Annotated in this window: 13 protein-coding genes; 10 read left to right on the top strand and 3 right to left on the bottom strand. The window is 70.8% G+C overall.

Features of this window, described 5'->3' with window-relative positions:
• Positions 1-175: 175 nt before the first annotated feature.
• Complete coding sequence (locus ASG36_RS20255) at positions 176-1,042, top strand: helix-turn-helix domain-containing protein (protein ID WP_157499007.1); 867 nt, start codon at positions 176-178, stop codon at positions 1,040-1,042.
• Here the strand turns inward: ASG36_RS20255 and ASG36_RS20250 are convergent.
• On the bottom strand, positions 1,039-1,920 hold the full coding sequence (locus ASG36_RS20250; RefSeq protein ID WP_055768508.1) for a helix-turn-helix transcriptional regulator: 882 nt from the start codon (positions 1,918-1,920) through the stop codon (positions 1,039-1,041). The two genes, ASG36_RS20255 and ASG36_RS20250, sit on opposite strands and share 4 nt — an antisense overlap.
• A gap of 138 nt (positions 1,921-2,058) precedes the next feature.
• On the opposite strand from ASG36_RS20250, the gene ASG36_RS20245 reads away from it, so the two are divergent.
• Complete coding sequence (locus tag ASG36_RS20245; RefSeq protein WP_055768504.1) at positions 2,059-3,039, top strand: aldo/keto reductase; 981 nt, start codon at positions 2,059-2,061, stop codon at positions 3,037-3,039.
• A gap of 61 nt (positions 3,040-3,100) precedes the next feature.
• Here the strand turns inward: ASG36_RS20245 and ASG36_RS20240 are convergent, their stop codons facing one another.
• Entirely contained in the window at positions 3,101-4,270 is a 1,170-nt protein-coding gene (locus ASG36_RS20240) for a metallophosphoesterase (RefSeq protein WP_200944596.1), read from the bottom strand.
• A gap of 150 nt (positions 4,271-4,420) precedes the next feature.
• On the opposite strand from ASG36_RS20240, the gene ASG36_RS20235 reads away from it, so the two are divergent.
• From ASG36_RS20235 to ASG36_RS22120, 5 genes are all read left to right on the top strand, one after another.
• Positions 4,421-5,188 carry an SDR family oxidoreductase gene (locus ASG36_RS20235; protein ID WP_055768500.1) on the top strand — a complete coding sequence of 256 codons (768 nt, stop codon included), beginning with the start codon at positions 4,421-4,423 and terminating at the stop codon, positions 5,186-5,188.
• Between the two features lie 31 nt (positions 5,189-5,219).
• The gene (locus ASG36_RS20230) at positions 5,220-6,275 is read left to right on the top strand and encodes an aldo/keto reductase (protein ID WP_055768497.1); all 1,056 of its coding nucleotides are present in this window, start codon (positions 5,220-5,222) and stop codon (positions 6,273-6,275) included.
• Positions 6,276-6,526: 251 nt separating this feature from the next.
• Positions 6,527-7,246, top strand: a complete 720-nt coding sequence (locus ASG36_RS20225; protein WP_082523365.1) for a TetR/AcrR family transcriptional regulator — start codon at positions 6,527-6,529, stop codon at positions 7,244-7,246.
• Positions 7,247-8,559: 1,313 nt separating this feature from the next.
• Entirely contained in the window at positions 8,560-10,851 is a 2,292-nt protein-coding gene (locus tag ASG36_RS20220; protein WP_055768491.1) for a DUF11 domain-containing protein, read from the top strand.
• Positions 10,852-11,042: 191 nt separating this feature from the next.
• On the top strand, positions 11,043-11,267 hold the full coding sequence (locus ASG36_RS22120; RefSeq protein ID WP_157499005.1) for a hypothetical protein: 225 nt from the start codon (positions 11,043-11,045) through the stop codon (positions 11,265-11,267).
• Between the two features lie 235 nt (positions 11,268-11,502).
• Here the strand turns inward: ASG36_RS22120 and ASG36_RS20215 are convergent, their stop codons facing one another.
• A complete protein-coding gene (locus ASG36_RS20215; protein WP_055768488.1) occupies positions 11,503-12,192 on the bottom strand; it encodes a TetR/AcrR family transcriptional regulator C-terminal domain-containing protein in 690 nt (229 codons plus the stop codon).
• 183 nt (positions 12,193-12,375) lie between these two features.
• On the opposite strand from ASG36_RS20215, the gene ASG36_RS20210 reads away from it, so the two are divergent.
• From ASG36_RS20210 to ASG36_RS20200, 3 genes are all read left to right on the top strand, one after another.
• Complete coding sequence (locus ASG36_RS20210) at positions 12,376-13,212, top strand: SDR family NAD(P)-dependent oxidoreductase (RefSeq protein ID WP_055768485.1); 837 nt, start codon at positions 12,376-12,378, stop codon at positions 13,210-13,212.
• A 61-nt stretch (positions 13,213-13,273) separates the two neighbouring features.
• Positions 13,274-14,212 (top strand): alpha/beta hydrolase, encoded by a 939-nt coding sequence (locus ASG36_RS20205; RefSeq protein ID WP_055768482.1) that lies wholly within the window; start codon positions 13,274-13,276, stop codon positions 14,210-14,212.
• A gap of 20 nt (positions 14,213-14,232) precedes the next feature.
• Positions 14,233-15,066 (top strand): SGNH/GDSL hydrolase family protein, encoded by an 834-nt coding sequence (locus ASG36_RS20200; RefSeq protein WP_055768479.1) that lies wholly within the window; start codon positions 14,233-14,235, stop codon positions 15,064-15,066.
• The last annotated feature ends 1 nt before the right edge of the window (position 15,067 follow it).

Raw genomic sequence — 15,067 nt, 5'->3', positions numbered from 1 at the left:
ATCTCCTCCTGGCGGTCGAGGTGGCCCTGCTGCTGCAGGGCGGGTGCGCCTCGGTGTCGCCGGAGACCAGGGAACGCCGATCGGCGATGGGCAACCAGACCCGCTGGAGAGGGGTACTGGCAGTGACCCCCTGGGGTGTTCCGGCATGGTCGTCCCCGCTCCTACGCTCGTTTCCGTGGACGACAGGGAGCGGGCACGCGCCGCCGTGCAGGACTTCCTCAGCACCCGGCGCGAGCGGATCACCCCCGCCGACGTCGGGCTGCCGGCGACCGGCACCCGACGGCGGGTGAAGGGGCTGCGCCGCGAGGAGGTCGCCCTACTGGCCGGGATCAGCCCGGAGTACTACGTCCGGCTGGAACGCGGCCAGGCGACCGGCCCCTCGCCCGGCGTGGTGGAGGCCATCGCCCGCGTGCTGCGCCTGGACGAGGACGAACGGACCCACCTGGACCGGGTCCTCGCCGCCCTCGTGCCCGGCCCCCGCCGACGGCCGCGCCCGCCCAAGGAGGCCCTGAGCGCGGGCATGCAGGTGCTGCTGGACTCCCTGACCCACCTGCCGGCCATGGTGTTCAACCCACGGCTGGACGTGCTCGCGTTCAACCCGCTGGCCCGCGCGCTCTACGCCTCAGTCCTTCCCGAGGAGGGCCCGGTTAACACCGCCCGGCTGCTCTTCCTGGAGGAGGCGCGGTTCCGGACGCTCGTCCCGGACTGGGAGGAGCTGGCCGACGACGCCGTGTCGGTGCTGCGCGTGGAAGCCGGCCGACGTCCCGACGACCCCGCGTTGACCACCCTGGTCGGGCAGCTGTCCACCCGCAGTGCGGCGTTCCGCACCCGCTGGGCGGCCAACGACGTCCGAGCCCACCGGGGCGGGGTCAAGACCTTCGACCACCCGCTCGTCGGTCACCTGCAGCTGCCCTACGAGAACCTCACCGTCGATGCGGCCGGGGACCAGGTGCTCACCGTCTTCACCCCGCAGCCGGGCTCACCGGCACACGACTCGCTCCAGCTGCTGGCCAGCCTGGAAGTCACCGTGCAGCCGAGCTAGTCCTGGGGGGACCGGGCGCGGGATCCGGCGTCCCAGCTCGCGAGCAGCTGGACGGCGTCGTGCCCAGGCGACCCGGGTTGGGGTGCGAACACGGTCAGTGTGTGGTCGGCGGCAGCGTCGATCAGCAGGTTCTCGTAGGGCAGCGTCAGCTCGCCGACCACCGGGTGGTGGAACACCTTCACCCCGGCGGCGTGCGCCCGGACGTCGTTGCGGGCCCATCGGGTGCGGAACGTGGCGCTGCGGGTGGACAGCTGCCCGATGAGCTCCACGATGGCCCGGTCGTCGGGGTGCCGGGCGGCCTCGATGCGCAGCAGGGCGACCGTGTCGTCGGCGATCCGTTCCCAGTGCGGGAACAGCTGGCGGGCCCGGTGCTCGTCGAGGAACAGGAACCGCGCGGTGTTCGGCGTCCCCTCCAGGTCGAAGACCGGGGCGTAGAGCACCCTGCCCAGGGTGTTGGTGGCCAGCACGTCCAGCCGGGCGTTGAGCACGACGGCGGGCAGCGTCGTCATGGCGTGGAGCACCACCTGCACGCCGGCGCTGGCGGTCTCGGTGACCGGGCGGCGGCGGTGTTTGCGCGCCTCGGGGGTGAGCTCGGCGAACAGCCGGTCCAGGTGCGCGCGTTCGTCCTCGTCCAGCCGCAGTGCCGCGGCGACGGCGTCCACGACGCTGGGGGAGGGGCCGGTGGCCAGGCCGCGCTCGAGGCGGACGTAGTACTCGGCGCTGATGCCGGCCAGCATCGCCACCTCCTCGCGGCGCAGGCCGGTCACCCTGCGGCGGGTCGATACGAAGGAGAGTCCGGCCTGCTCGGGGGAGACCTTCTCGCGGCGGCTGCCCAGGTAGGCGCGCAGAGCGGCGCGGGCTGCGTCCTTGTCGACCATGCACCCGAGGCTAGGGCCGCCCACGTCCGGGAGAGAGTCACTGTCAGTACCCCCTCTGGACAGGGGCTGCCAGCCGTCGGCGCGTGGAGGCACCGTCGAGGAGACCGCACGACCGACCCCGAACGACGGGAGCACGACATGCGCACCGCACACCTGGGCGCCCTGGAGGTGTCCCGGGTCGGCCTGGGCGCCATGACCATGGCTGGCACCTACACCTCCGGCGGCGGCCTGGACGACACCGAGTCCATCGCGACCATCCACCGGGCGCTGGAGCTGGGCGTCACGCACATCGACACCGCCGAGATCTACGGCCCGTACCACTCCGAGGAACTGGTCGGGAAGGCGATCGCGGGACGCCGGGACTCCGTCGTCGTGGCCACCAAGTTCGGGCTGGTGTCCCACTCCGGCGGTGGCCCGGGCACGATCGACAGCAGCCCGGCCAACGTGCGGGCGGCCGTGGAGGGCTCGCTGCGCCGGTTGGGCACCGACCGGATCGACCTGTACTACCAGCACCGTGTCGACCCGAACACCCCGATCGAGGACACCGTGAGCGTGCTGGCCGAGCTGGTCGCCGAGGGCAAGGTGCTGCACATCGGGCTGTCGGAGGCCGCCCCGGCCACCATCCGGCGCGGGCACGCGGTGCACCCGATCGCTGCACTGCAGACCGAGTACTCGCTGTGGGCCCGGGACCCCGAGGACGTGCTGCTGCCCACGCTCCGGGAGCTGGGCATCGGGTTCGTGCCCTACTCCCCGCTCGGGCACGGCTTCCTCACCGGTCAGCTCACCAGCCCAGACGACATCCCCGCCGACGACTGGCGCAAGACCAACCCCCGCTTCGTGGGGGAAGCGTTCGAGGCGAACCTGCGGCTGGTCGAGGAGGTCCGCGCGGTCGGTGACGAGGTCGGCGCCACCCCGGGTCAGGTCGCGCTGGCATGGCTGCTGGCCCAGGGCGGGGACGTCGCCCCCATCCCCGGCACTCGCCGGGTGGCCCGGGTAGAGGAGAACACTGCGGCCGACGCCGTCGTCCTCACCGCCGACCAGCTCGCCCGGCTGGACGCGCTCACCCCGGCCACGGGCGAACGGCACGACGAGGCGAACATGGCCAGCATCGACCGCTGAGCGGCCCGGCACGTCTGCAGGGGCGCGGGACCCGTGGGTCTCACGCCCCTGCGGCGTCGGGTCAGCCCTGCGCGAGCTCGATGACGGTCAGCTCGGGCCGGGCCCCGACCCGCATCGGTGGCCCCCAGTACCCGACCCCGGCGGTGACGTAGAGCTGGGTGTCACCGTGCCGGGACAGACCTTGCACCGCCGGCTGCTCGAGACCCACGAGGTAGGGGAAGGGCCACAGCTGCCCGCCGTGGGTGTGCCCGGACAGCTGCAGGTCCACCCCGGCGGCCCGGGCCTGCCCGACCTGGACGGGTTGGTGGGCCAGCAGCACCACCGGGGTGGTGGTGTCCCGGCCCGCCAGCGCCGCGGTCAGGTCCGCGCCGTGCCCGCGGACCCCGGAAGCCCCGGCGGTCGCGTCGTCGATGCCGGCGAGGTCGAAGGACCCCCCGCCGCGGGAGAGGGTCACCCGCTCGTTGCGCAGCACGTCGACCCCCAGCGTGGGCAGGTGCGCCATCCACGGGGCGGTGTCCACGTAGTACTCGTGGTTGCCGGTGACGAAGAACGCGCCGTCCCGGGCGGCCAGGTCCCCCAGGGGCGCCACGTCGCGCCGGAGGTCGTCGACCGAACCGTCGACCAGGTCCCCGACGACGGCGACCAGGTCGGGCTCGGTGGCGTTGACCATGCCGACCAGTCGGGCGAACCGGTCCCGGCCGTACAGGGAGGACAGGTGCGCGTCGGAGAACGTGGTGATCCGGTAGCCGGCGAGCTCCGGGGCCAGGCCCGGCAGGGTGATGCGCACCCGGCGGACCACCGGCGGGGCGGCGGCCGCCCACGTGCCGTATCCGACCGTGCCCGCCGCGACTACCCCGGCGGTGACCGCCAAGGACCGGGACAGGAACAGCCGGCGGGAGGCATCGACCTCCTGGGCACGGGCCGTCATCGACATGCGCCGGCGCAGCCACCACCGCACCGGCTCCAGGACGATCAGCGCCAGCACCAGGTAGACCAACGCACCCAGCCACCCGAAGCCCACGAGGTCCAGCGGCTGTTGCACCTGTCTGGGCAGCACCTGCCGCCCGGCGTCCGCTGCGATCGAGCTCGCCATCAGCAGCACCAACACCACCGTGGCGGCGCGACGGACCCACCCCGGCCTCGTCGTGTCCCGGACCAGCCGCACCCACAGCAGCGTGAGCGCGCCGATCTGGACGGCAGCGAGCAGGACGTAGAACACCGGTGCGGACACCCAGCCGACGGTCCTGCAGGTCGCCAACCCCGAGACAGACCCTGTCAGTACCCCCTCTCGACAGGCTCTGCCACGCCGCCCCAGATCGGCGTGCACTGGACGTGAGCCCGGGACACCGTCCGGGGCCGCGACCGGACGGAGCCCCCGCACATGCCCTCGACACTCGAGAAGACCGTCGCGATCGTCACCGGAGCCAGCAGCGGCATCGGCAAGGCGACCGCGAAGGAGCTCGCCGCCCTCGGCGCGACCGTCGTCGTCGTCGCCCGCCGCGCCGACCGGTTGGACACCCTGGTCGCCACCATCGAGGCCGCCGGCGGCACCGCGATCGCTGTGGCCGCCGACATCGGTGACCGTACCCAGGCCGAAGCCGTCGTGCGGACCGTCCTGGACCGGTTCGGCCGGCTCGACGTCCTGGTCAACAACGCCGGCCTGATGCTGCTGGGCACCGTCCTGGACCAGGACGTCGAGGAGTGGGAACGGATGATCTCGGTCAACCAGAAGGGCCTGCTCTACCTGACCAAGGCCGCCCTGCCGCACCTGCTCGCCGCCGCCGAGGACGACCTGCGCGGGGTCGCCGACATCGTCAACGTCTCCTCCATCGCCGGCCGCGAGGCCTACCCCCAGTTCGGCGTCTACAGCATGACCAAGTTCGGCGTGCAGGGCTTCACCTCGGCCCTGCGCCAGGAAGTCACCCAGAAGCACGTGCGAGTCGGGGTCCTGGAGCCCGGCGCAGTGGCCACCGAGCTGGTCTCGCGCAACAACCAGGCCGTGCAGGACCAGCTGGCCGCCTCCGACGCCGAGAACATCCCCGAGCGCCTGCAGCCCGAGGACATCGCAGAGTCCATCGCCTACATGGTGACCCGCCCACGCCGGTCATCGATCGCCGAGCTGTGGGCCATGCCCACCTCGCAGGCCTGACCCCCACGACCTATTGAGAAGGAGCTCCACCATGCAGTACCGCCTGCTGCCCGGGACCGGCATCGCCGTCTCGAACCTCGCCCTGGGGACCATGGGCTTCGGCACCGAGACCGAGGAAGACGAGGCCTTCGCGATCCTCGACCGGTTCGTCGAGGCCGAGGGCAACCTGGTCGACACCGCCAACGTCTACGGCGCCGGGGCGTCCGAGGAGCTGCTGGGCCGCTGGTTCGCCAGCCGCCCCGCCGAGGTCACCGACCGCGTCGTGCTGGCCACCAAGGCCCGCTTCGGCACCGGACCGGACACCAACGAGGCCGGCACCTCGCGCCGCAACCTGACCCGCGCCCTGGACGCCTCGCTGCGCCGACTCGGCCGGGACACCGTCGACCTCTACCAGCTGCACGGCTGGGACCCGCTCACCCCGATCGAGGTGACGCTGCGGGCCCTGCACGACGCCGTGCGCGCCGGCAAGGTGCTCCACATCGGGCTGTCGAACTTCACCGGATGGCAGGTGCAGCTCGCCGTCAGCACCGCCCGTGCCTCGGGCCTGGCGGTGCCGGTGACGCTGCAGCCGCAGTACAGCCTGGTCTCCCGCGAGATCGAGTACGAGATCGTGCCGGCTGCGCTGCACAACGGCCTGGGCCTGCTGCCCTGGTCACCGCTGGCGTCGGGGTTCCTCAGCGGCAAATACCGCAAGGGCGAGCAGGCCGGAACCGACACCCGCGCCGGGGCCGGCAACCCGATGAACGAGCACATCTTCAGCGACCTCGCCGCCAAGGACCAGAACTGGGCCACCCTGGACGTCGTCCGGGAGGTCGCCGCGGCACACGACGTGAGCCCGGGCCAGGTCGCCTACAGCTGGGTGACGAACCGGCCCGGCGTGACCGCACCGATCACCGGTGCCCGCACGCTGCACCAGCTCGAGCAGAACCTCGTCGCCGGTGACCTGACTCTGAGTGCTGAGGAGACCGCCCGTCTCGACGAGGTCAGCGCCCCCACCCCCAACGACTACCCGTACGGGCCGTTCGGCACCAAGCAGCGCGAGCGCTACCTGGACTCCAGCGACCAGGCCATCGGCGAGCTGTTCTGACCTACCACGGCCGCCGCCTCATGGGCCGGCGGCCGCAGCCACCAACGCTATCCCCTGTCGGCTCACAAACCCCCGTTTCCGGGCCTGCGGATCTCGTTTCCCAAGTCGTACCGAAACGAGGGACGGGCGATCACGGGCGGGTTGGGCTTGAGTGATGTGCTGGTGGCGCTCTGGACTTACTGTGTAAGGATCCTGTTACGTTCGGTGAAGGTGTGTCTGGTTGGGCTCTAGACCTGGGCTTGGTCTGACACTTGGTCGACGGGGTCGATGTGGGGAGTGGACAGGTTCGTCGTGGGGGCAAGCGTGAGCGGACCCGGCAGCATCTGCTGGCGGTGGCGCAACGCTTGTTCCGGGAGCAGGGCTTTGAGCGCACCACGGTCGCTGAGATCGCTCGGGCGGCTGATGTGGTCGTGCAGACGGTCTTCAACCACGTGTCGAGCAAGGAGGAGCTCTTCTTCGGTGGGTGGGCCGCGCCGTACCAGGCGTTCAGCGGGGCGCCGGAGCGGATGGTGGGGGAGGCCGAGGGTGAGGCCGTGGTCCGGGTGCTCACCGCGGCAGCTGTGGACTATGTGGTGACCTTCGAGGACCCGGAGCTGCAGGACATGGTCGCCCAGGTCCTCACGGTCCCAGCATTGGGTCGCTACGAGCGGGACATGAGTGGACGTGGCGAGCGCGAGCTGGCCGCACATCTGGAGGCGACGGGTCTGTCGATGCACCCGCGGTGGACGGCGGCTTTGCTGCTGGCCACGACGCGGGCGCTGATCCAGGAACATCGAAGACGAGTGCTCGCCGGCGCTGTGACTGCGGATTCGTTGGCGCGGTTCAGCGCGGAGCTGCCACGGCACCTGCAGCTGATGCTGTACCTGGCGCCAGGGGACGTGCCCACCCATGGCGGCCGTGAGGTCACACCGTGCCCCGCGTGCGCATCGCAGGAGTGTCCGGACCGGGCTGACCCGACTGGTCCAGTCTGACGTTCCTCGCGGGCGCGGAAGCTCTGCCACCGACCTGTGCCGGGGCGGGCTGAGGGCACCGGCTGTGGCGCGACGGTGCCGTCTCGGCACGCCGACTGGTCCCCGAGGGTGAGGGCTCAAGGGAAGCGAGTTCGTCACTCACCATGTGCTCGTCCGGCGAGCACGGCCTGGCCGCCCTCGGTGCCGGTCTGGGTCTCAGCTGGCCGGCGCGGGTCGCCGCGTCATCTGCCCTCGAGATGTCAGCGTTGCCAACGCCGCCCGCGGGGGCCAGGGCAGGGGTGGGCCTCTGTCGCGCCCAGCCGACCGGCCAGAGCCCACAGTGGGTGATGGGTCCGCGACTCCTAGCGGCGTGACTGGCAATGAGCGGGCCCGGTAGAGAGCGCGGCCGTCGTGGACGGAGTCCAATTTCTCTTTTCGCCTTCGACACTCGGCTCCCATCACGTCGGCCATTAGACGCACTCCATTTTTGGTTGGGCGAATCGCGGCCACAGCCGGATGACGAATTAGTGGATGCGGTCCAGTTCTTTGCAAGCGTTTGCATTCTGGGTGAGGGCGCTCGCGGGACCATCCCTATCGGTCCGCTTCCATGGCGAGCAACCCGCTTGTGTCAGTTCTTCATGGCTGTGCAGGCGTCTGAGCTGCTACGACACGCTGGACACGCCGCAGGGTCGGGATTCTGGCAGCTGTAGCGGACTAGGTGACGGAATCGCGGAACCAATGCGTCCGTGGTCCCGCTGTGGCGCGCACCCGATCCGCTGTGCTGGTGACGAAACCCTCGGGTAATCAACTCTCACGGGGAACTTCCGGCTCATTGGTCACACGATCGGGCGAATTGCTCGGGGGAAGGGCTTTTCGTGTTGCAAGCTGCTCCCGAATTGAGAGGAGCGGTTCCGCAAAACAGTCACGACGTTCGGTGCACACGGTCTCCTGGGAGCTGTCATCAGGAGCGCACCCGAGCGCGGTAGTCCTCAGCCGGCTCGGCCGGTGCTGCCTTCGACAGCCAACGGCACTTCTCTCACGAGGCTCGCTCAGGTCGCCTCGTGGAGGGCTGAGTCCTGTCTCTGCCCTGTCCTGGACACACTTCATGGAGGAACCCCATGGGCTCAACCGCCCTGACACCCGGTGGCCGCACCGCGCTGACGTGGCCGTCAGCACCGCGTGCGACCGCTGCCACTCTCGTCACCCTGCTGCTGGCCGCGATGCTCTCGATCCTGAGCTGGGCCACACACCAGCAGCTGGCCTTGGCGGCCCCCACTTGTGATCAGCCCCCGCTGGTGGTCAACACCGGCACAGGTCCGACAGGCCTCAGCCTGTTGAGCTACAGCCCGGCGGGGGAGCAGCTGTCCTCGGTGGCGTTGACGCGCCAGTACGGCGACATCGCCCTGCTGCCCGACGGGACGTTGTACGGCGTCTGGTTCGCAAACAACACCAACACGTTGTTCCGCATCGACCCCGAGACTGGAGTGGAGCTTGCGACCATCCCCATCATCGGGGCTGCGGCGCCGGCGTGGAACGCCCTGTCGGCTCGCCCCGATGGGACCCTGCTGCTCGCCGCAGGCTCAGAGCAGACGGTGTACTCGGTGGACCCGGCGACTGGCGTGGCCACGACTTTCGCGACGCTGCCCGGCACCTTCACCTCGGCCGGTGACTTCCTGTCCCTCGCCGACGGTGACGTCCTGGCCGCCGTCACCGGCCCATCGGATGCGCTGGTGCGGATCAAGCCCGACGGGACCGCGTTCCAGATCGGGACCGTGCCGCAGTCCTTCGGTGCCGCGCAGTCCGGTGGCGTGGTCTACCTGGCCGGAGGCAACGGCACCCTGTACTCCGTCGATGCGCTGCCCACGACCACCTCGACCGCCCCGCTGGCCACCACGACGGTGGCCGCCACCGGTCTGGGCTTCTACGGGGCCACTTCGCTGGGTGATGCAGGTCTGTGCTCGGACCTGGTCACCAGCAAGTCTGTCGACCCGGCCGCTGGCACGGCGGTCGTCCCGGGCCAGGAACTCACCTACACCTTGACCTTCGACAACACCAACGGCCGTGCCACAGCCCCTGTGGCGTACACCGACATCCTGGAGGGCGTCCTCGACGACGCAACCGTCACCGTGGCCCCCGCGGCGCCGGCGACATCGGGCCTTGCGGTGAGCGCGGTGTCTGCCGCAGCGCCCCGCGGTTTCGACATCATCGGTCAGGTCCCCGCCGGTGCGGTCTCGTCCGTCACCTACACAGTCCAGGTCGACAGCCCCGTCACCGGAGACCACGTCGTGGGCAACTTCCTGATCGAGACCGGCGCCCCGGTGCCCACTGCCTGCGTGGCCGGCGACATCAACTGTGTCAGCAACCCCGTCGCCGACCTGACGGTCGCCAAGACCGCGTCGCCGACCACCATCAGCGCCGCCGGTGAAGCGGTCACCTACTCCTTCCTGGTCACCAACACCGGCCAGACCCCGCTGACCTCGGTCGGGGTCACCGAGACCGACTTCAGCGGCACCGGTACCGCACCGGTCGTCACCTGCCCGGTGACCACCCTGGCCATCGGCGCGCAGACCACCTGCACCGCCACTTACACCGCGACGCAGGCCGACGCCGACGCCGGGGCGATCGAGAACACCGCCACCGCCCAGGGCACCCCGCCTGGGTCCACCACCCCGGTCGCCTCGCAGGAGTCCACGGCCCGGGTGACCGCCCCGTCCGCCCCTGCGCTGACGGTCGTGAAGTCGGCGTCCCCGAGTTCGGAGGCCTCCTTCACCGTTGGTCAGGAGGTCACCTACTCCTTCGTGGTCACCAACACCGGCAACGTCACCCTCACCGACGTCACCGTCGAGGAGGGCACTTTCACCGGCGCCGGCGCATTGTCACCAGTGAACTGCCCCGCCGGTGCGGCATCGCTGGCCCCGACGGCGTCGGTCACCTGCACCGCGACCTACACGCTCGAACAGGACGACGTCGACGCCGGCTCGGTCGACAACTCCGCCACCGCCGAGGGGACGCCCCCCGGCTCCACCACCCCGGTGACCTCCCCTCCCTCCACCGTGACGATCCCCCAGGTCGCGGACCCCTCGCTCACCGTCCTGAAGACGGCCAGCGCACAGGTCCTCACGGCCGCTGGACAGACCATCGACTACTCCTTCCTGGTCACCAACACCGGGAACGTGACCCTCAACGGCGTGACCGTCGCTGAAGGCACCTTCTCCGGCACCGGTCGCCTGTCGACCCCCGTCTGCCCGGCCGAGGCCTCAGCGCTGCTCCCCGGCCAGAGCACGACCTGCACCGCCGACTACACCGTCACCTCGGCTGACGTCGCCGCCGGCACGCTGAGCAACACCGCCACCGCGCAGGGCACCGCACCGGGGGCGACCACCCCCACCGGTTCCAGCCCGTCGACGGCCACGGTCCCCGGCACCCCCGCCGGCCCCAGCACGCCGACCAACCCGCCGACCAACCCGCCGCCCGTAGTCACTCCCGTCACCCCGATCGCGGCACCGATCAAGCCGAGCGCCCTGGCCTACACCGGGTTCGACGGATCGATCCTGCTGACCACCGGGCTCGTCCTGCTGGTCGCCGGCACCGCCACCACCATCGCCGTCCGCCGGAGGAACGCCTGACACCCACCCGCACCTCCTGAACCCCTGACAGCGCTCCGGTCCACATCCCCACCGGAGCGCTGTCAGGCCCCACCGCTCAGTGGGTGTGGCCACCAGCCACACCCACTGAGCGCGGCCATCACCACAGCGACCCGTTCAGCAAGCCCACGAAGCCATCACTGACCCGCTCCGGGCCAACAACCTCACGGGAGGTGAGCGTGCTGCTCACCGCTAGCCTCATCATCCTGGGATGGTTCGCTGCGGCCGCCGCCATCCTGTTCCTGGTGACCGCAGCCGGCCGCGCCGGTCACCGCGAGGACATCGCCCGCGGCTATGAACAAGAGAACAACCGCCCGCCGCACCCCGGGTCAACCACAGCGGCAGGCCCAGCACCAGCGGTTCCCCCGCAGAGATCCCGCCAGCGCAGCGCGGGCTGACCCCGCAACAGCTACCCGAGGATTCCCGCCCGTGTTCGACGGCTCGGGGAGCCCGGCCCGATGTCACTGTCCGTGCAGCGAACTTGTGACCCCCTGACCCTGGTCGTCCAGGCCTGACACACTTCAGCCCACAAACCCCGGTATGTGAATCGACCAAAACCGGCCCAGAACTCATCCCGGAAGGCCGGTCTCGACCAGTCGCCGGTGCGGCGATCCCCGGGGAGGTTGGCGCCTACTAGGGCGAGGGCAGCGGTGTCGGGGCTAGTCGGGCGGTCAAGCGTGCGTCGAGGCCGGCCAGGACCGTGTCGACGGCGAAGTCCAGCTGAGCGGGAACGGAGACGTCCACCGCGGCGGTGACCCGGCGGGCATCGGGGTAGGCGTCGTCGGGGAGCCCAGCGAGGATGTCGCCGAGTTCGGTGGCCGACGGGTGCCTGCCGCCGGACTGCTGGGCCGCCAGGATCTCCCTCGTCACCGTCCAGACGACGGTGGTGATCAGCCCGGTCGCCCGGCCGGCCTCGACGTCGTCGAACCCTGCCGAGGTCAGCTGCTGGAGGAGGGCGTCGGCGGAGGCGAGCACGCCGGTGGCCGGCAAAGTGTCCACCTCCAGGGACAGGTCATGCCTTCTCAGTAGCCCGTCATGGAGGGTCGTCGCGTAGGCGTGCACGGCGGCTCTCCAGTCGACGGCGCGCGCAACTGCTGAGGCGTCCAGTTCCTCCGCCAACTGGGCGTCGGCGGCCAGCCGGAGGAGCTCGTCGCGTCCGGTCACGTGGTAGGTGATGGCTTTGCGGACCACGCCGAGTCGATCCGCAACGGCTTGCAGTGTCAGGGTCGTGGCGTCCATGCCTGCGGCGGTGTCGACGATTAGCTGGCGACTGATGCGCGGGGGGCGACCTCGACCGCGCGGTGCGTCCTCGGGGGTGCTCATGTCGCCTCCTCCGTGCAGGTCCACATGGCTGTCAGGTTGCCTGCCGGTCGTGAGTCTGGCCCACGCGGAGGCCGCGAACAGCCCTTGCGGGACACCGAGCGGGCAGGCAGCATGGGGGTATTCTGCCGCACGGCAGAAAATCTGGCCGGGCGGGTTTCGCTCTGGCCGTAGCGAGAAGTTCTGATGCAGACAGCGATCATCACCGGCGGTGCTGGCGGCATGGGACTGGCCACCGCCAAGGTCCTGGGTCGGGACCACCGACTGGTGCTGTCCGACGTCGACCGGGGCCGGCTGGACGCTGCCGTTGCCGAGCTCGCCGTCCTGGACATCGAGGCCGAGAGCGTGGTCTGCGACATCACCGACAGGTCTGCGGTCGATGCCCTCGTGGCCGGGGCGAACGCCTCCGGTGAGCTGCGTGCGGTGGTGCACACCGCCGGGGTGAGCCCGCAGATGGGGGACCCGGCGTTCATCGTGCGGGTCAACGCGCTGGGCACGCTGCACGTCACCGAGGCAGCCCTCGCTGTGGCGTCGCCGGGGTTTGCCCTGGTGAACGTGGCCTCGATGGCCGGACACACCTCGCCCAAGGTGCTGCTGCCCACCCGGACGTTCAAGCTCGCGCTCACCGATCACCAGCGTTTCGCCGAGAAGCTGAGCGCCTCGGCTGGCCGGGGGCCCAAGAAGCTGCGCAGCGGCTCGGCCTACGGGGTCACCAAGGCCTTCGTCATCTGGTACTCCCGGTCGATGGCCGCGGCGTTCGGTGCGAAGGGGGCGCGGGTGCTGTCGGTGTCCCCGGGCAGCTTCGACACCTCCATGGGACGACTGGAGAAGGCCAGCGGCTCGGAGAAGATGCTGCGCTTCGCCGCCCTCAAGAGATTCGGCACCCCCGAGGAGATGGCCGAACTGCTGGCCTTCTGCGCCAGCGACCGGGCCGGTTACCTGACCGGCACAGACATCCTCTGCGACGGCGGCACCGTCGCCGGGGTCACCCTGCGCGGGATGGTCTCCCTGCTGCGCAGCTGACCCGGCGCCGGCCCACAACGCACACGACCACGACCCGTTGATCCACCACCCCGGAGGCATCATGACCAGCCCTGCACCTCGTCCCGCGCCTGCTCACCTCAGCGAGCAGGCGCAGGCCTTTCTGGCCAACCCACGGCCGGACTCCGCCGTCCCGGCCCCCGAGGACCTCGAGGCCTGGGCCGCCCAGGCCGCCGGCATCGAGGCCTACTTCGTCTCGATGTTCGCCGGCATGCCCCTGCCGGTCACCGAGACCGAGACCCAGATCGGCAGCGCCCACGTGTACGTCCTGCAGCCCGACGGGCTGCCGGAGGGGGACACCGGGCCGCTGATGCTCAATGTCCACGGTGGCGGGCTGGTCTACGGCGGCGGACGGGCGTGCGCGCTCACCGGCGCGGTCCAGGCGCTCTCCCTCGGGATGACGACGTGGTCGCTGGACTACCGGATGGCTCCCCAGCATCCCTACCCGGCCGGGCTCGACGACGCGATGGCGGCTTACCGGGCGATGCTGGAGGTCCGCGACCCCGCTGACCTGTTCATCAGTGGCGGGTCGGCCGGGGCCAACATCGCCGCCGCCCTGCTGGTCCGGGCCAAGGACGAGGGGCTGCCCATGCCGGCGGCGGCCGTGCTCACCACTCCCGAGGTCGACCTCACCGAGTCCGGGGACACCTTCACGGTCTTGGACGGCGTGGACAACATGCTGGGCAGCCTCATGCCGGTCAACCTCATGTACGCCGACGGGAACGACCTCGCCCACCCCTACCTGTCCCCGCTGTTCGCCGACCTCACCGGCTTCCCGCCCACCTTCCTGCAGTCGGGCACCCGGGACCTGTTCCTGTCCAACACGGTGCGCTTCCACCGCGCACTGCTGGCGGCCGGCGTCCCGACCGAGCTGCACGTGTTCGAGGCCATGCCGCACGGCGGGTTCGGCGGCTCCTCCCCGGAGGACGCCGACCTCAGCGCAACGGTGCGCACGTTCGTCGACGCCCACCGTCGCGGCTGACCGGCCCTGAAGAGGACACGATGACCACGACACCAGAGCCCGACCAGAGCGGGCCCCGGGCAACGGGGCGCCCGATCCGAACGGTGGCTGCCCTGGGCAGCTCATTCGCTGCAGGGCCGACCATCGAACCCGTCGAAGACGTGTCGGCGATGCGGTCCTCGCGGAACTACCCGCACCTACTCGCTACGGCGCTAGGGGCCGACCTCGTCGACCTGACCGTCTCCGGTGCGACGACGGCGAACATCCTGCACACACCGCAGCAGACGCAGACCGGTACAGAATTCGTCCCGCAGCTGGCCGGCCTGCCCGAGCACGCGGACCTGGTCACGATCACCGCAGGCGGCAACGACCTGCGCTTCATCGGCTCGATGCTCGCCGTCGCGTGGTCCAGCCACGATCCTGACGGGCCCGTGGCGCAGATGCTGGCTCAGGGTCAGCTCGCCGGTGTGCCGGTCGTGACCGAGGCGGACGTGCGCGCAGCGGCCGAGGGGCTGGCGGCGATCGTGGCGGGTGTGCGCGAGCGGGCCCCGCGGGCCCGGGTGCTGCTCGTGGACTACCTGACGGTCGTCACCCCGCAGACGCCCACCGGTGACGGGTCCCCGTTCACCGCTGCCGAGTTGGCCGGCTTCCTGCTCGTCCAAGACGCACTGGTGCGGGCGTACGAGGAGGCAGCGGTGTTCTCCGGCGCCGAGCTGGTGGCCGTGTCGGCGATCAGCACTGACCACGGCCTCGGATCGACCAGCCCTTGGGTGGCCGGTTTCCGGGCGGACCTGGCGACGACGGCGGGTTCCTTCCACCCCAACGCCGACGGGATGCGTGCCGTCGCCGACCACCTCGTCCGAGTCATCGCCTAGC

Origin of the sequence: Geodermatophilus sp. Leaf369, assembly GCF_001424455.1 — a bacterium.
In the GTDB taxonomy this organism is placed as follows: Bacteria; Actinomycetota; Actinomycetes; order Mycobacteriales; family Geodermatophilaceae; genus Klenkia.
This window is presented reverse-complemented; position numbering and strand designations above follow the sequence as displayed.

Coding starts and splice junctions, on each gene's coding strand:
- ASG36_RS20250 (WP_055768508.1), bottom strand. CDS start 1,920: ATGGTCGACAAGGACGCAGCCCGCGCCGCTCTGCGCGCCTACCTGGGC.
- ASG36_RS20245 (WP_055768504.1), top strand. CDS start 2,059: ATGCGCACCGCACACCTGGGCGCCCTGGAGGTGTCCCGGGTCGGCCTG.
- ASG36_RS20235 (WP_055768500.1), top strand. CDS start 4,421: ATGCCCTCGACACTCGAGAAGACCGTCGCGATCGTCACCGGAGCCAGC.
- ASG36_RS20230 (WP_055768497.1), top strand. CDS start 5,220: ATGCAGTACCGCCTGCTGCCCGGGACCGGCATCGCCGTCTCGAACCTC.
- ASG36_RS20215 (WP_055768488.1), bottom strand. CDS start 12,192: ATGAGCACCCCCGAGGACGCACCGCGCGGTCGAGGTCGCCCCCCGCGC.
- ASG36_RS20210 (WP_055768485.1), top strand. CDS start 12,376: ATGCAGACAGCGATCATCACCGGCGGTGCTGGCGGCATGGGACTGGCC.
- ASG36_RS20205 (WP_055768482.1), top strand. CDS start 13,274: ATGACCAGCCCTGCACCTCGTCCCGCGCCTGCTCACCTCAGCGAGCAG.
- ASG36_RS20200 (WP_055768479.1), top strand. CDS start 14,233: ATGACCACGACACCAGAGCCCGACCAGAGCGGGCCCCGGGCAACGGGG.